At 39.2% G+C, this 15,404-nt stretch carries 16 protein-coding genes; 12 read left to right on the top strand and 4 right to left on the bottom strand.

Annotation, left to right across the window (positions count from 1 at the left end; all coding sequences use genetic code 11):
* The 10 genes from OOZ15_RS12200 to OOZ15_RS12245 all read left to right on the top strand — a co-directional run.
* Positions 1-202 (top strand): hypothetical protein (locus OOZ15_RS12200; protein ID WP_265956697.1); only part of this gene is annotated, 202 nt, incomplete at its 5' end.
* A 252-nt stretch (positions 203-454) separates the two neighbouring features.
* Entirely contained in the window at positions 455-1,228 is a 774-nt protein-coding gene (locus tag OOZ15_RS12205; protein ID WP_265956698.1) for a ParA family protein, read from the top strand.
* The gene (locus OOZ15_RS12210) at positions 1,228-2,124 is read left to right on the top strand and encodes a ParB/RepB/Spo0J family partition protein (protein ID WP_265956699.1); all 897 of its coding nucleotides are present in this window, start codon (positions 1,228-1,230) and stop codon (positions 2,122-2,124) included. The genes OOZ15_RS12205 and OOZ15_RS12210 overlap by 1 nt, the downstream gene beginning before the upstream one ends.
* Complete coding sequence (locus tag OOZ15_RS12215; RefSeq protein ID WP_265956700.1) at positions 2,124-2,879, top strand: DUF5683 domain-containing protein; 756 nt, start codon at positions 2,124-2,126, stop codon at positions 2,877-2,879. Before OOZ15_RS12210 ends, OOZ15_RS12215 begins: the two co-directional genes overlap by 1 nt.
* Before the next feature lie 35 nt (positions 2,880-2,914).
* Positions 2,915-3,616 carry a 4-hydroxy-tetrahydrodipicolinate reductase gene (gene dapB / locus OOZ15_RS12220; RefSeq protein ID WP_265956701.1) on the top strand — a complete coding sequence of 234 codons (702 nt, stop codon included), beginning with the start codon at positions 2,915-2,917 and terminating at the stop codon, positions 3,614-3,616.
* A gap of 89 nt (positions 3,617-3,705) precedes the next feature.
* On the top strand, positions 3,706-5,256 hold the full coding sequence (gene lepB / locus OOZ15_RS12225) for a signal peptidase I (RefSeq protein ID WP_265956702.1): 1,551 nt from the start codon (positions 3,706-3,708) through the stop codon (positions 5,254-5,256).
* Between the two features lie 73 nt (positions 5,257-5,329).
* Complete coding sequence (locus tag OOZ15_RS12230) at positions 5,330-5,950, top strand: WbqC family protein (RefSeq protein ID WP_265956703.1); 621 nt, start codon at positions 5,330-5,332, stop codon at positions 5,948-5,950.
* A gap of 45 nt (positions 5,951-5,995) precedes the next feature.
* Entirely contained in the window at positions 5,996-6,391 is a 396-nt protein-coding gene (locus tag OOZ15_RS12235) for a DoxX-like family protein (protein ID WP_265956704.1), read from the top strand.
* Positions 6,388-7,122: a DUF2071 domain-containing protein gene (locus tag OOZ15_RS12240; protein ID WP_265956705.1), complete on the top strand. Its 735-nt coding sequence runs from the start codon at positions 6,388-6,390 to the stop codon at positions 7,120-7,122. The genes OOZ15_RS12235 and OOZ15_RS12240 overlap by 4 nt, the downstream gene beginning before the upstream one ends.
* Positions 7,113-7,766 (top strand): class I SAM-dependent methyltransferase, encoded by a 654-nt coding sequence (locus OOZ15_RS12245; RefSeq protein WP_265956706.1) that lies wholly within the window; start codon positions 7,113-7,115, stop codon positions 7,764-7,766. Before OOZ15_RS12240 ends, OOZ15_RS12245 begins: the two co-directional genes overlap by 10 nt.
* A 520-nt stretch (positions 7,767-8,286) precedes the next feature.
* Here the strand turns inward: OOZ15_RS12245 and dnaB are convergent.
* The 4 genes from dnaB to tgt all read right to left on the bottom strand — a co-directional run bounded on the left by dnaB (position 8,287) and on the right by tgt (position 13,313).
* Positions 8,287-9,834, bottom strand: coding sequence for a replicative DNA helicase (gene dnaB, locus OOZ15_RS12255; RefSeq protein ID WP_265956708.1), 1,548 nt, complete (start codon positions 9,832-9,834; stop codon positions 8,287-8,289).
* Positions 9,835-10,003: 169 nt separating this feature from the next.
* On the bottom strand, positions 10,004-10,957 hold the full coding sequence (locus tag OOZ15_RS12260) for an acetyl-CoA carboxylase carboxyltransferase subunit alpha (protein WP_265956709.1): 954 nt from the start codon (positions 10,955-10,957) through the stop codon (positions 10,004-10,006).
* 142 nt (positions 10,958-11,099) lie between these two features.
* Positions 11,100-12,179 carry an LptF/LptG family permease gene (locus OOZ15_RS12265; protein WP_265956710.1) on the bottom strand — a complete coding sequence of 360 codons (1,080 nt, stop codon included), beginning with the start codon at positions 12,177-12,179 and terminating at the stop codon, positions 11,100-11,102.
* A 3-nt stretch (positions 12,180-12,182) separates the two neighbouring features.
* Positions 12,183-13,313, bottom strand: coding sequence for a tRNA guanosine(34) transglycosylase Tgt (tgt, locus tag OOZ15_RS12270; protein WP_265956711.1), 1,131 nt, complete (start codon positions 13,311-13,313; stop codon positions 12,183-12,185).
* Positions 13,314-13,496: 183 nt separating this feature from the next.
* Here tgt and OOZ15_RS12275 point away from each other — a divergent pair, with 183 nt between their 5' ends.
* Positions 13,497-14,342, top strand: coding sequence for a transketolase (locus tag OOZ15_RS12275; RefSeq protein WP_265956712.1), 846 nt, complete (start codon positions 13,497-13,499; stop codon positions 14,340-14,342).
* A 53-nt stretch (positions 14,343-14,395) separates the two neighbouring features.
* Positions 14,396-15,349 carry a transketolase family protein gene (locus tag OOZ15_RS12280; RefSeq protein WP_265956713.1) on the top strand — a complete coding sequence of 318 codons (954 nt, stop codon included), beginning with the start codon at positions 14,396-14,398 and terminating at the stop codon, positions 15,347-15,349.
* Positions 15,350-15,404 lie beyond the last annotated feature (55 nt).

Genomic DNA, 15,404 nt, shown 5'->3' on the forward strand with positions numbered 1-15,404 from the left:
GAAGTCAGAAGTCAGAAGTCAGAAGTCAGAAGTCAGAAGTCAGAAGTCAGAAGTCAGAAGTCAGAAGTCAGAAGTCAGAAGTCAGAAGTCAGAAGTCGGGAGTCGGGAGTTTGTAATTTTGAAAACGGTCAACACTAATCAGGGAAATACAGATTTTGGAGTTACGAAATTAGAAATACGGAAATCCACTACCCAGTGGTGACACTTCACTCCCCAGAGGGGAATTTGGAAGCTTGGAATTTGGAATTTGGTGCTTGAAATTCCACACTTCGAATTTCAACATGTTAATAAACACAACAAAGAGTTATCAACTATTTGGCTTCCCTATAAAATAGTGATACTAAGGCATAGAAAAAAATATTGAACAACTGTTAACAAATTTCATTTTCTAAACTCACAAATAATCGTATTTTTACCTGACTGAATTATACCTTACTAAAATTGAACATACACCATGGGCAAAGTAATTGCTATAGCTAATCAAAAAGGCGGTGTTGGAAAGACCACAACATCTGTAAACCTTGCTGCTTCGCTGGGAGTGCTGGAAAAAAAAGTGCTTCTCATCGATGCAGATCCGCAGGCTAATGCCACGTCGGGTTTGGGCATAGATGTTGAAACGGTCGAAGGAGGTACATATCAATTATTAGAGCATTCTGCATCTGCAGAAGAAACTACATTAAAAACGGATTCCCCAAACGTTGAATTAATACCTGCTCATATTGACCTTGTTGCTATCGAGATTGAACTCGTCGATAAAGACGCAAGGGAATATATGATGGCAAAAGCCATTAAGAACCTAAGGGACTCCTATGATTATATTTTGATTGATTGTGCTCCTTCCTTAGGCCTGCTTACATTAAATGCACTGACCGCATCAGACTCTGTGATTATTCCAATTCAATGTGAATATTTTGCATTGGAAGGACTCGGAAAATTGTTGAACACCATCAAAAGTGTTCAGAAAATACACAACCCCAATCTGGACATTGAAGGTTTGTTGTTAACCATGTATGATTCCAGATTACGCTTGTCAAATCAGGTGGTAGAAGAGGTGCAAAAGCATTTTAGCGATATGGTTTTTGATACCATTATCCAACGAAATGTACGTTTGAGCGAAGCGCCGAGTTACGGAGAAACCATTATCAACTATGACGCCACTAGCAAAGGAGCCACAAATTACTTAAATTTGGCCCATGAAATAATTAAAAAGAATAAGCAAACGGTTTAATGGCAAAAGCAACAAAAAAACAAGCTTTAGGAAGAGGTTTATCAGCTTTACTGAATGACCCCGAGAATGACATCAAGTCGGTATCGGACAAGAATGCTGATAAAGTTGTAGGAAATATTGTGGAGCTGGATATCGATTCCATTGAAGTGAATCCGTTTCAGCCCCGTAGCAATTTTAATGAAGAAACCCTTAAGGAACTTGCTACTTCCATTAAAGAATTGGGGGTTATTCAGCCTATTACAGTTCGTAAAATAGAATTCAACAAATACCAACTGGTTTCGGGAGAACGGCGTTTAAGGGCATCCAAACTAGCCGGACTGGAAGTTATCCCGTCATATATCCGTATTGCTAATGACAGGGAATCACTGGAAATGGCATTGGTTGAAAATATCCAGCGTCAAGACCTCGACCCTATAGAGATCTCGCTTTCTTACCAACGCCTTATCGACGAGATCAACATCACCCAGGAACAATTGAGTGACCGTGTGGGTAAAAAACGCTCTACCATCACCAATTACCTGCGTTTGTTAAAACTCGACCCCATCATCCAAACGGGAATGCGAGACGGTTTTGTAAGTATGGGGCACGGAAGGGCGCTTATCAATATAGAAAACAAAAAAGACCAATTGGAGATCTATGAGAAAGTGATTTCAAACTCACTTTCCGTTAGGGAAACCGAAAAACTAGTTAGGGAATATCAAACAGGTAAAGACAAGAAAACCACCAAAAACACTGTTCCGGAACTGCCCGATTATGTCAAATCGAATGTTGATGGGCTAACCGAATACTTTTCTTCAAAAGTCGACGTTAAAGTAGCCAAGAATGGCAAAGGAAAGCTTATTATCCCTTTTCATTCCAAAGAAGACTTTTTACGCCTTACTAAACTTTTAAAATAGTGTTTTACAGATATCTCGCTGTCATATTTTTCTCTTTTTTCCAATTTTACGCCACAGCACAGGAAAAAGAAATCGACTCGGTTAAAAATACAACCGATTCTGTCGCTACGCACGAAATGACCAAAAGGGAATTGCGCAGACTGGAGCGGGAAAGGCAAGACAGCCTGAAACTGGCTCAGGTCGACAGCATTGATACTGACACTCTTACCAAAAGGCAACTTCGCAGGCTGAAAAGGGAAATGAAGTTTGACAGTATTGCAAAAGTAGCGGTGGATATCGACCCGCTTTCCCCCGCCAAAGCTGCTTTCTATTCGGCTATATTGCCAGGGCTCGGGCAGGTCTACAATAAAAGTTACTGGAAGGTCCCCTTGGTTTATGGAGCGATAGGAACCGGAGTCTATTTCTATATTAACAACACAGATCAGTACAATCGGTATCGCGATGCCTACAAAAGACGCCTTGCCGGATTTCAGGACGATGAATTTTATGATATCAATGGCGACGGTATTATTCCCGGAACGCCCGATGTAAGTGATGATGCGCTAAGAGATGCACAGGAATTCTACCAACGTAACCGCGATCTTTCGCTCTTGATCACTATCGGACTTTACGCCCTGAACATTATTGATGCCAATGTTGATGCACACCTCAAACAGTTTAATGTAAACGAACAACTTTCGTTTAAACCTTATCTTGAACAAAACCAAATTGATTACAGGACAAATTACGGGCTTACTTTGAGTGTTAATTTTTAAGGGAGCCTCCTATACAAAATAATAAAACCAAACAGATGAAGATAGCATTACTCGGATACGGAAAAATGGGAAAAATGATAGAACAGATGGCCATATCCCGTAATCATGAAATTGTGGCCAGAGTAGATGTAAACACCAAGGATTTTGATATTTCGAAAGCCGATGTAGCTATCGATTTCAGTATTCCTTCGGCAGCTTTCGACAATATTTCCCTTTGTTTGAACAACAATGTCCCTGTTATTTCCGGGACTACCGGATGGCTTGACAATTATGATAAGGCCGTAGCACTTTGCAAAGAAAAGAAAGGGGCTTTTATCTATGCTTCCAATTTCAGTTTGGGGGTCAATGTGTTTTTTCAACTGAATGAATACCTTGCCAAGATGATGAAAAACCTCTCACAATATGATGTAAGTATTGAGGAAACCCACCACACACAGAAACTGGATGCTCCCAGCGGAACTGCCATTACCCTTGCTGAAGGCGTTATCGACAACACTCATAAAACAGGTTGGAAACTGGACAAAGCAGCAGAAAATGAAATTCAGATTACAGCAAAACGTGAACCTGAAGTCCCGGGTACCCATACCATCACATACAACAGTGATGTGGATACCATCGACATTACCCATACCGCACACAGCCGGGAGGGATTTGCTCTGGGTGCTGTTATTGCAGCCGAGTGGATTATTGGCAAAACAGGTGTTTTCAGCATGAAAGACGTGTTAAACTTGGGTTAAAACCAACTGCTATAAGCTTTTATGATTGTTATTTTACCCATGAAAGTCAAAAAAAGACATATTTTTACCCTTAATAAAGCATACAAACTATGACGATAACACAATGGTTTATTTTCTTCCTTATCATTCAGGTAATTCATTTTCTGGGAACTTGGAAACTCTACGTTAAAGCCGGAAGAAAAGCATGGGAAGCAATCATTCCCGTATACAACGCAATAGTTTTAATGAAGATCATCAACCGTCCGTGGTGGTGGGTTATTTTGCTCTTTATTCCCATTATCAACCTCATCATGTTTCCGGTTATTTGGGTGGAAACTATCAGGAGTTTCGGAAGAAACAACAATGCGGATACATGGCTGGCGGTACTTACCCTCGGGTTTTACCTTTTTTATGTCAACTACGCCTTGGATGTCAATTATATTGAAGACAGAAGCTTAAAACCACGAACATCTACCGGAGAATGGGTAAGTTCGATACTTTTTGCCGTTGTTGCAGCAACCTTTGTGCATACTTATTTTATGCAACCCTATGTGATCCCGACCTCATCATTGGAAAAAACGCTCTTGGTAGGTGACTTCCTTTTTGTGAGTAAATTCCACTACGGAGCCAGGACACCGATGACCACAGTTGCTTTCCCTATGGTTCACGATACTATTCCAATTGTAAATAAGCGTTCATATCTCAATAAGCCCCAACTTCCCTATTTCAGGCTTCCGGGCTTTCAAAAGATAAAACGCAATGACATTGTCGTGTTCAGTTGGCCGGCAGATACAGTAGAGCGATTCTTCAAAAAAACCAATAAAAAAATCAGGAAACCCATTGATAAAAAATCCAACTACGTAAAAAGGTGTGTTGGAATTCCAGGGGATTCCCTATCCATTATTGATGGCTATGTTCATATTAATGGAAAACAGACCGTACTTCCGGACAGGGCAAAACCTCAGTTTTCATATTATGTACAAACTACAGGACAGTTGAGTCCACGATATATGTATGAACGCTATGGGGTCACCGGCGGATTCGGAAAGGTACAAGAAGGGATGTATTATTTTTCTGCCATGACAGCAAAAGCCGCTAAACAACTTGAAGACAACCCGAATGTCGTTAATGTACAACGAAATATTGAACCGGAAGGAGCTTCAAAAATAGCACCTGTATTCCCACAATTTGGTAATTTTCAATGGAATCAGGATCAATACGGACCTATTTACGTTCCGGAAGCCGGAAAAAAGGTAGCCCTTGATCTGGATATACTTCCACTTTACAAAAGAATTATTGAAGAATATGAAGGGAATACCCTCAAAGTACAAGGCAATCAAATCCTAATCAACGGACAAGCTACCGATAGTTACACCTTCAAACAGGATTACTACTGGATGATGGGTGATAACCGCCATGCTTCTGAAGACAGCCGTTATTGGGGATATGTACCCGCCGACCACGTTGTTGGAAAACCGGTATTTATCTGGTTTAGTTGGGATAGCAATGCCAGCGGTCCCTTCTGGAACAAAGTACGCTGGAAACGTGTTTTCACCACAGTTGGCGGCAGCGGAGAACCACATTCATATTTGATGTATTTCCTTATCGCTATAGGGGCTTGGATTGCTTATAGCAGGTTTAGAAAAAGGAAGAAAAGTTGATGGTGGTTGTTAGTTGTTAGTTGTTAGTTGTTAGTTGTTAGTTGTTAGTTTAAGGAAAATTATTTTTTAGCATATGCAGCCAATTATTCACCCCACCTATTTTCCAACCGTAGCCCATTGGGTGGTCATCAATAATGCTGAAGGAAAACTGGTCTTAGAGAAAGAAGACAACTATCAGAAACAAACTTACAGAAACAGAGCTTATATCTATAGCCCTAACGGCATCCAAATGTTGTCTATCCCTATAAAACACACTAAGAGCAAGGGACACAGAAAATACAAGGATGTTATTTTAGAGGATAGCTTCGATTGGAAAAAACAACATTGGAAATCGCTGCAAACCGCATATCGAACCTCTCCTTTTTTTGAGTTTTATGAAGATGAACTGGCTCCTTTTTTTGAAAAAAAGCACCGTTTTCTTTACGACATGAACCTGGAAAGTATGGAATTGATGTCCGAATGTTTACAGTTGGAACTTGATCTCACACCTACTCAAAGCTATGAAACACAAATAAGTGATTATGCAGATATGCGTTTTTTGGTCAACGCCAAAAGTGGAAAAAAATACGATTTCACCCCTTACACACAAGTATTTGGTGACAAACACGGATTTATTGAAAACCTAAGCGGACTCGACCTTTTGTTTAATGAAGGCACTAACGCGTTGAGTTATTTGGAGGAGCAGGGATTCTGAGGTGGTTAGAACATTTGGATTATAAAAACACCTACTACGTTAGCATTGACAGACAGGAAAAAATATAAAATTTTGACTTACCTAATTGGAGTGGTATGGCTTGTAAATGGGCTATTTTGCAAGATTTTAAATTTTGTCCCAAGACACGAACAGATTGTTGCAAGGATTTTAGGTGATGATTTCTCAAAACCTATTACCATTTTAATCGGACTCTCAGAAATTATAATAGGTTTATGGGTTTTAAGCAAGTTAAAATCACAGCTAAATGCTATTGCACAAATGACCATTGTAGCTTCAATGAATATTTTGGAATTTATCTTGGCACCTGACCTTTTACTTTGGGGGAAATTAAACGCCCTATTTGCACTAATGTTTATTATACTTGTTTACTACAATGAATTTGTGCTGCATAAAAAACTAAAACTGGAAGCCTCAAAATGAAATTCTTAAAAAATCATCCTTTTGCGGTTGAAGCATTTTTTGACAGTTCACTTGTACTGACATTCGCAGTTCCCAAAAAAGAACTTCAAAACTTGATTCCCGAAAGTTTAGAACTCGATACTTTCCATGATAAATGGGCTTTTATTGCTGTCGCATTGGTTCAAACAACAGGGCTAAGACCAAAAGGTTTTCCAAAATTCACGGGCAATAACTTCTTTTTAATTGGCTATCGCATTTTTGTTCGTTACACGAATAATGCTGGAAAAAGACTTAGGGGATTATATATCATCAAATCGGAAACAGATAAAAAGAGAATGGAATTTTTTGGTAATATTTTCACCCACTACAATTATACAACAACAGACATTCATCAATCAACAAAAGGAAATCTAAAAACAATAAAATCAGATAAATCAAAATTTAAGGTTACCATTGAACAAACCAATAATGAAGTAGATATCCCTGAAGGCTCTCCATTTTCAAATTGGAAAAATGCAAGAAAATTTGCAGGTCCTTTACCGCATACATTCACATATAATGAAGAAGATAAAACAGTTTTAATCATTTTAGGAGTTTGCAAAAACTGGAAACCTGAACCTGTAAAAATTGAAAGCTATAATTTTGATTTTCTCAATAGTTTGAAACTAAAAAACGTAGTTTTAGCCAATGCTTTTGAGATTAAGAACATTCCCTATTATTGGAAAAAAGGCAGAATAGAAAAATGGAGCTAAAACGTAAGCCCTTTCAAGGCGTATTAAACATCATTCACTTTAACTGGCATTTTTTCTTATTGTCAGCCTTGGTTCTTATTGTATTAACCCTTTTAAAAAATCAATTCTCAGAAACTATTCAAGATGTCTTAATCATTGGTGTGATCATTACCACATTCACGATCACTATTTCACTGCTAGTATCTTTTTATATTTATGATCTATCCGATCTTTATCAACTGAAGTGGCTTAAAAATTCCGGTTCCAATAAAATATTGAATATCAATGCAGGTTTTGATGAAACAAGTGAAATCATCAAGAACAAATTCAATAATGCTGATTTAACAATTTGTGATTTTTACAACCCAAGTAAACATACAGAGGTCTCAATAAAAAGGGCAAGACGGACATATCCACCACATCCAAAAACAATTTCTGTCCAAACAGATCAACTTCCATTCCCTGAAAATACTTTTGACAAAACACTTGCTATTTTATCAGCACATGAGATCAGAGATAAGCAAGAAAGGGCACAGTTTTTTAAAGAGCTCAACCGAATCACAAAATCATCAGGACAAATATTTGTAACTGAGCATTTAAGAGATTTAAATAATTTTTTGGCCTACACTATTGGTTTTTTGCATTTTCACTCAAAATCAAGTTAGTTACAAACATTCAAACAAGCTAATTTGGCTATAAAACAAGAAATTAAAACAACTCCATTTATTACAACCTTTATACTTGAAAAGAATGGAAATACACTTTAAAATAATAGGGGTTTTATTAATGGCTTTGGCATTAATTCATGTCTTTTTCCCGAAATATTTCAACTGGAAAGAGGAACTGAAATCATTAAGTTTAATCAATAGGCAAATGATGACAGTCCATACCTTTTTCATTGCTCTTGTTGTCTTTTTAATCGGCTTATTGTGTTTGACATCTGCTACAGACTTAATCCAAACTGAACTCGGCAAAACAATATCACTCGGATTTGGTATCTTTTGGACAATTCGATTGTTCGTCCAATTTTTTGTCTATTCATCAAAGCTATGGAAAGGAAAAAAATTTGAAACCACAATACATATTATGTTCTTGCTATTTTGGATCTATTTAAGTGGAGTGTTTTTATGGACAGCATTCCATTGATTATAATCAACTATTTTGGAGCAAATCCACATAGCGGGATCAAAACGGCACATCATCATCCCCCTCAAAATCATCGTCGTTCATGGAACTACCAAAAGCTTCATCGGCACTTGGAAGGCCTTTTGTGGTAAACGGATTATCATCCCCTGAATTCATTTTTGACTGGAACTCGAAAGGTGAATCAAAATCATCGAGATTATCAAACTTACCAAGATGACCGATAAACTTCAAGCGGATATTATCCAATCCCCCATTACGGTGTTTGGCCACGATAAATTCTGCCTGACCTTGTGTTGGCGTTCGTTCTTCGTCATCCCATTCTTCAATTTTGTAGTACTCCGGACGATAGATAAACGAAACGATATCGGCATCCTGCTCGATCGCTCCCGATTCACGTAAATCCGACAGCAACGGACGCTTACTTCCACCTCGCGTCTCCACAGCCCTTGACAATTGGGAAAGTGCGATAACCGGAACATCCAATTCCTTGGCCAGGGCTTTTAAATTTCTCGAAATGGTCGATATTTCCTGTTCACGGTTTCCTCCTTTTTGGCTTCCTCCGGCAGTCATCAACTGCAAATAGTCAATCACGATCAGTTTAATATCGTGTTGAGAAGCCAGTCGGCGTGCTTTTGCCCGAAGGTCGAAGATGGAGAGCGAAGGTGTATCATCGATAAACAGCGGAGCTGTTTCCAGAGCTTTTACCTTTACATTGAGCTGTTCCCATTCGTGTTTTTCCAGTTTCCCTGTTCTCAGTTTTTCTGAAGAAAGCCCGGTTTCAGAAGATATCAAACGCGTGATCAACTGTACAGATGACATCTCCAAAGAGAAAAAGGCCACCGGAATATTAGAGTTGACTGCAATATTTCTCGCCATGGAGAGGGTCAGGGCTGTTTTACCCATACCCGGTCTTGCCGCCACGATAATCAAATCACTGGGTTGCCATCCGGAAGTCAATTTATCGAGTTTGTCGAATCCGGAAGGGATTCCGCTCAAACCTTCTTTATTGGATATCTCTTCGATCTTCTTTTTGGCCTGTATCACCAAACTTTGGGCTGTCTCTGAAGATTTTTTGATATTCCCCTGGGTAACTTCGTAAAGTTTGGCTTCAGCCTTGTCCAACAAATCGAAAACATCGGTCGATTCGTCATAAGCATCTTCTATGATTTCACTGGAAATCATAATCAGGCTACGCTGAATATATTTCTGAAGAATAATACGCGCGTGAAACTCAATATGTGCCGAAGATGACACTTTTTTGGTCAATTGGATCAAATAAAAGTCACCTCCCACCTGTTCCAACCTTTTATTTTTCTTCAATTGGGCTGAAACTGTTAATAAGTCCACCGGCTCCGAAGTTTCAAACAATTGAACTACAGTTTCATATATGTATCGATGTGCATCTTTATAGAAAGCTTCAGGATGTAAAATGTCTATAATCTCGTCAACCCCTTTCTTGTCGATCATCATCGCACCTAATACAGCTTCCTCTAAATCAATGGCTTGCGGAGGTAATTTACCTTTTTCAAGCTTAATCACGTTGGATTTATCAATCTTGACTCCTTGTATCGGGTTTGTGTTCTCCATGAATGCGAAAGTATATAATTGCAGCCTCAAAAACCATTAATCACTGTTATTGGTTTTTAACTGGTCATCAACAATTTAACTGTTAATAACTTTTAATTCCTGTTAATAAAGTTAAAAAAAACCGAAGTAACAACTTCGGTCTTAACAATAAAGTAACAAACACGGGGGATTAGTCTTTAAAAACTCCCATACCTCCATACTTGTCCATTCGTTTTTTTACTAAATCTTCTGGGGATAACTTTTTTAATTCACTGTATGCCGATGAAATTTGTTTTTCAACGGTTTTGAAAGTCTTTTCCCTATCGGCATGTGCACCTCCCAATGGTTCTTTTACGATACTATCGACCAAATGCAGTTTTTTCATATCCACGGCAGTCAATTTTAAAGCTTCTGCCGCTTGTTCTTTATATTCCCAACTTCTCCAAAGGATAGACGAACACGATTCGGGGGATATCACGGAATACCATGTGTTTTCCAACATAAAAACCTTATCACCTACTCCGATTCCCAAAGCACCACCGGAAGCTCCTTCTCCTATGATCAATACAATAATAGGTACTTTCAAGCGTGTCATCTCCAAAATATTCCTGGCGATAGCTTCCCCTTGTCCTCTTTCTTCAGCTTCGATTCCGGGATAAGCACCGGGAGTATCGATCAAGGAAACTACAGGGATTTCGAATTTTTCGGCCATCTTCATCAAGCGCAGGGCTTTTCGATAACCTTCAGGATTGGCCATTCCGAAATTTCTGTACTGACGGGTTTTGGTGTTGTATCCTTTTTGTTGACCGATAAACATATAGGTTTGGTTTCCTATTTTACCCAAACCGCCTATCATTGCCTTGTCGTCTTTTACATTTCTGTCCCCGTGAAGTTCAAGGAAAGTATCCCCACATATCGCCTGGATATAATCCAAAGTATAAGGTCGGGAAGGGTGCCTGGACAACTGAACCCGTTGCCACGCACTGAGGTTTTTATAAATATCCTTTTTTGTTTTTTCTAATTTTTTCTCCAATTGCGTGCAAGTATCGGAAACATCAATATCACTTTCGGTTCCTAAAACCTTGCATTTATCCAGCTGCTCTTCAAGCTCTTTAATCGGTAACTCAAAATCTAAATACTCCATGAGTCGGTTTTGATCATTTTGTTAGCTTACAAATATAAAACTTTTAACTATTCAGTCGATTCAACAGGCGGTTTTCTTTTTACTGAATTCGTTTAAACTTTTTCCAACCTGCCCGTTTTGTTCAGACGGGTTGGCTGCAAAATTATCGTTTGGCATTTTTAAGCAAAAATATAGCCAATACCCCAAACAGAATATTAGGAATAGCCACGGCGAGCAAGGGAGAGAAATCCGATTGTTCGGCCATGGTGCCAAATACCTTATCAAAGAAAATAAAAATAAAGGCGAGGGAGATCCCCACGGCTAAATTCATCCCCATACCGCCCCTTCTTTTCATGGAAGATACCGAAACGGCAATAATGGTGAGTATAAAAGCTGAAATAGGCAAACTCCACCGTTTGTATTTTACGACCAAATAGGTGTTGATATTAGGCGATCCTTTTTTCCGTTGTTCTGCGATAAATTCATTCAACTCAAAAAGGTTTTTGGTCTCGGCAACATAAGAAACGGGTGTCAAATCATCTAAATCAAAACTGAAGAGTGTATCGAGTCTGTTTTGTTTTTCAATAATATCATCATCGATCCCTACAATTCTTTTTACATAGCCACTGAGTCGGTAGGTGCTATCTTTGTCTATCCAACGGATGTTGTTGGCTTTGATCTTGTATTCGAGTTCGTTGCCACTGAAATGCTCCAAGGTGAAATTGTAACCTATTTTTGTACTGGGCGTAAAACTGCTCACGTAGATATATTCATTATCATTGATCTGATTGAACAGATTAGTGGTTTCCCGGTTTTTATCCTTGCCCCCTTTCAGGTATTGTATCCTGAAGTCGTTATAACCTTCACTAGCATCGGGCACTATAAACATTCCCATAACAAAAGAAAATATGGCTATAACAGTCGCTCCAATAAAATAAGGCCTTAAAAAGCGCCAAAAGGAAACGCCTGAACTCAAGATTGCAATGACTTCTGTATTATTGGCCAATTTTGAGGTAAACCAAATAATAGACAGGAAAAGGAAAATGGGAAATAAGAAACTCGCAAAGTAAAAAGTAAAATCAATATAATAGGAAATGATTGCACTGGTAGGTGCTTCGTTGGAAATCATCTTGTCTATTTTTTCCGAAACATCCACCATAATCCCAATGGGGATAAAAAGCAAGATCATCGCAAAAAAGGTGATCAGGTATTTTTTTAATATGTATCTATCTATGATCTTCATTAACTACAAGCGCTTATCCATTTGCTTAACCATCATATTCTTCCACTCATAAAAATCTCCTGCTAAGATATGTTTTCTCGCTTCACGAACCAACCATAAATAAAAACCAAGATTGTGAATGGTCGCAATTTGTTTACCCAAATATTCGTTGGCTGCAAACAAATGCCTCAGGTAAGACTTTGTATAATAAGTGTCTACATAGGTCATCGCCATCTCATCAATAGGAGAAAAATCGTCCTCCCATTTTTTATTTTTTATGTTGATGGTTCCATGGGCGGTAAACAACATTCCATTTCTCGCATTTCGAGTAGGCAATACACAATCAAACATATCAATCCCCAAGGCGATGTTTTCCAATATATTGATCGGTGTCCCTACCCCCATCAGGTAACGGGGTTTGTCTTCAGGAAGGATCTCACATACCACTTCGGTCATGGCATACATTTCTTCAGCAGGCTCCCCTACTGAAAGTCCTCCGATGGCATTTCCATCTGCACCGGCATTGGCGATATATTCAGCCGATTGTTTCCTTAAATCTTTATAAGTAGAACCCTGAACAATAGGAAACAGGGTCTGCTCATATCCGTATTTTGAAGAGGAGTCGTTAAACCTTTTTATACAACGGTCCAACCAGCGGTGTGTCATATGCATGGAACGCTTGGCATAGTTATAATCACACGGATAAGGTGTACATTCATCAAAGGCCATGATGATATCGGCGCCAATGGTGCGCTGAATATCCATCACATTTTCAGGGGTAAAAACGTGGAACGAACCGTCGATATGACTTTTGAATTTTACGCCCTCTTCTTTTATTTTTCTATTGGCTGACAAGGAATACACTTGATATCCGCCGCTATCGGTCAGGATATTGCGATCCCAATTCATAAATTTGTGCAGACCTCCAGCTTTTTCCAGAATATCCGTTTTCGGACGCAGGTACAAGTGATAGGTATTCCCCAGAATAATGTCCGGATTGATATCCTCTTTCAGCTCCCGTTGGTGTACCCCCTTAACCGAAGCCACCGTTCCGACAGGCATGAAAATAGGTGTTTCAATCGTTCCGTGATCTGTGGTTACGACCCCTGCCCTGGCCTTGCTTTGTATATCTTTTCCGCTTAGCGTAAAATCCATCAATCTGTATTTTTGTGGTACCTTTTCAAGTCCGCAAAGATAAACAACTCTACCGCTCAATACTGATAAAAAAACTTTAAAACCTGATATTTGAAACAATAATGTTTAATATGTGTACAAAATTACTTTGTCAGGCTTTCTTAATGGTTTATTTTTGTCAAGAATTTAAATTAATCAATACAAATGCCAGACACACAACAATTAAACGATCTAGTAACCCAAGTAAGAAGGGATATCGTAAGGATGGTACACAAAGTGAACTCAGGGCACCCCGGAGGTTCTTTGGGATGTACAGAATTTTTTGTAGCACTGTACAATGAAGTTATGGAACTTAATGACGGTTTTGATATGGACGGAACAGGAGAAGACTTGTTCTTTTTATCAAACGGGCACATCTCTCCCATCTTTTACAGCGTATTAGCAAGAAAAGGATATTTTCCAGTTGATGAACTCAACACTTTCAGATTAATCGATTCCAGATTACAAGGGCACCCCACTACACACGAAGGGCTTCCCGGTGTTCGCGTTTCTTCAGGTTCTTTAGGACAGGGAATGTCTGTTGCCATCGGTGCTGCCTTGGCTAAAAAACTCAACAAGGACAATCATCTTGTCTTCAGCCTTCACGGTGACGGAGAGTTGCAAGAAGGACAAAATTGGGAAGCGATCATGTATGCAGCCGGGAATAAAGTAGACAACTTGATTGCTACTATTGACTATAACGGACAACAAATTGACGGAGCGACCGATGACGTATTGCCGATGGGCGACCTGAAAGCAAAATTTAAAGCTTTTGGATGGGACGTTATGGAAATAGAAAAAGGAAATGACCTTGAAGCTGTTATCGCCGGACTCAACGAAGCCAAATCGAGAACAGGAAAAGGAAAACCCGTATGCGTTTTACTGCATACCATAATGGGACACGGTGTAGATTTTATGATGGGAACACATGCATGGCACGGAAAAGCTCCTAACGACGAGCAACTGGAACAAGCTTTGGCACAAAATGCCGAAACTTTAGGAGACTATTAATCAATCGGATGTGAAAAACTCCTTCAATCAAACACTAATAAAAGAACATTAAAATGAAAAAATATACATATACTGAAACAATAGACACCCGTAGTGGTTTTGGAGTCGGCCTTGCGGAATTAGGACGAACCAATCCTAATGTTGTAGCCTTATGTGCCGATCTAGTTGGATCCCTGAAAATGGCCGAATTTATTAAAGAAAACCCTGAACGATTCTTCCAAATAGGAATTGCTGAAGCTAATATGATGGGTATCGCTGCCGGACTGACCATAGGCGGTAAAATTCCGTTTACCGGAACCTTTGCCAACTTCTCTACCGGACGTGTATATGATCAAATACGCCAATCTATTGCCTATTCGGATAAAAATGTAAAGATCTGTGCTTCCCACGCCGGACTTACCTTAGGCGAGGATGGAGCAACACACCAGATCTTGGAAGATATCGGTTTGATGAAAATGCTACCCGGAATGACGGTTATCAATCCTTGTGATTTCAACCAAACCAAAGCGGCTACCATTGCTATCGCAGAATATGAAGGACCTGTTTATCTTCGTTTCGGAAGACCAAAAGTGCCTAATTTTACGCCTGAAGATCAAAAATTCGAGATCGGTAAAGCTATCATGATCAATGAAGGTACCGATGTAACCATCGTTGCCACAGGACATTTGGTATGGGAAGCTATCCTGGCCGGAGAAGAACTTGAAAAACAAGGGGTTTCTGCTGAAATTATTAATATTCACACCATCAAACCTCTTGATGAGGAAGCTATTTTAAAATCAGTTGCCAAAACCGGATGTGTTGTAACAGCAGAAGAGCACAACTACTTAGGTGGATTGGGAGAAAGCGTTGCCAGAACATTGGTAGAAAACACTCCGGCACCTCAGGAATTCGTTGCAACACAGGACACTTTCGGAGAAAGTGGAACACCGGCACAATTGATGGATAAATACGGATTGAACAGTGAAGCTATTATAAAAGCTGTTACAAAAGTGTTAAAAAGGAAATAAAATACCGAACTTTCTGTTTATAGAATGAAGAACTCGTTTAAATGAGGTCTATTAT

The organism is Galbibacter kalidii, from assembly GCF_026241135.1.
Lineage (GTDB): Bacteria > Bacteroidota > Bacteroidia > Flavobacteriales > Flavobacteriaceae > Galbibacter.

Coding starts and splice junctions, on each gene's coding strand:
- lepB (WP_265956702.1), top strand. CDS start 3,706: ATGACGATAACACAATGGTTTATTTTCTTCCTTATCATTCAGGTAATT.
- OOZ15_RS12210 (WP_265956699.1), top strand. CDS start 1,228: ATGGCAAAAGCAACAAAAAAACAAGCTTTAGGAAGAGGTTTATCAGCT.
- dnaB (WP_265956708.1), bottom strand. CDS start 9,834: ATGGAGAACACAAACCCGATACAAGGAGTCAAGATTGATAAATCCAAC.
- OOZ15_RS12230 (WP_265956703.1), top strand. CDS start 5,330: ATGCAGCCAATTATTCACCCCACCTATTTTCCAACCGTAGCCCATTGG.
- OOZ15_RS12205 (WP_265956698.1), top strand. CDS start 455: ATGGGCAAAGTAATTGCTATAGCTAATCAAAAAGGCGGTGTTGGAAAG.
- dapB (WP_265956701.1), top strand. CDS start 2,915: ATGAAGATAGCATTACTCGGATACGGAAAAATGGGAAAAATGATAGAA.
- OOZ15_RS12260 (WP_265956709.1), bottom strand. CDS start 10,957: ATGGAGTATTTAGATTTTGAGTTACCGATTAAAGAGCTTGAAGAGCAG.
- tgt (WP_265956711.1), bottom strand. CDS start 13,313: ATGGATTTTACGCTAAGCGGAAAAGATATACAAAGCAAGGCCAGGGCA.
- OOZ15_RS12275 (WP_265956712.1), top strand. CDS start 13,497: ATGCCAGACACACAACAATTAAACGATCTAGTAACCCAAGTAAGAAGG.
- OOZ15_RS12245 (WP_265956706.1), top strand. CDS start 7,113: ATGGAGCTAAAACGTAAGCCCTTTCAAGGCGTATTAAACATCATTCAC.
- OOZ15_RS12240 (WP_265956705.1), top strand. CDS start 6,388: ATGAAATTCTTAAAAAATCATCCTTTTGCGGTTGAAGCATTTTTTGAC.
- OOZ15_RS12280 (WP_265956713.1), top strand. CDS start 14,396: ATGAAAAAATATACATATACTGAAACAATAGACACCCGTAGTGGTTTT.
- OOZ15_RS12265 (WP_265956710.1), bottom strand. CDS start 12,179: ATGAAGATCATAGATAGATACATATTAAAAAAATACCTGATCACCTTT.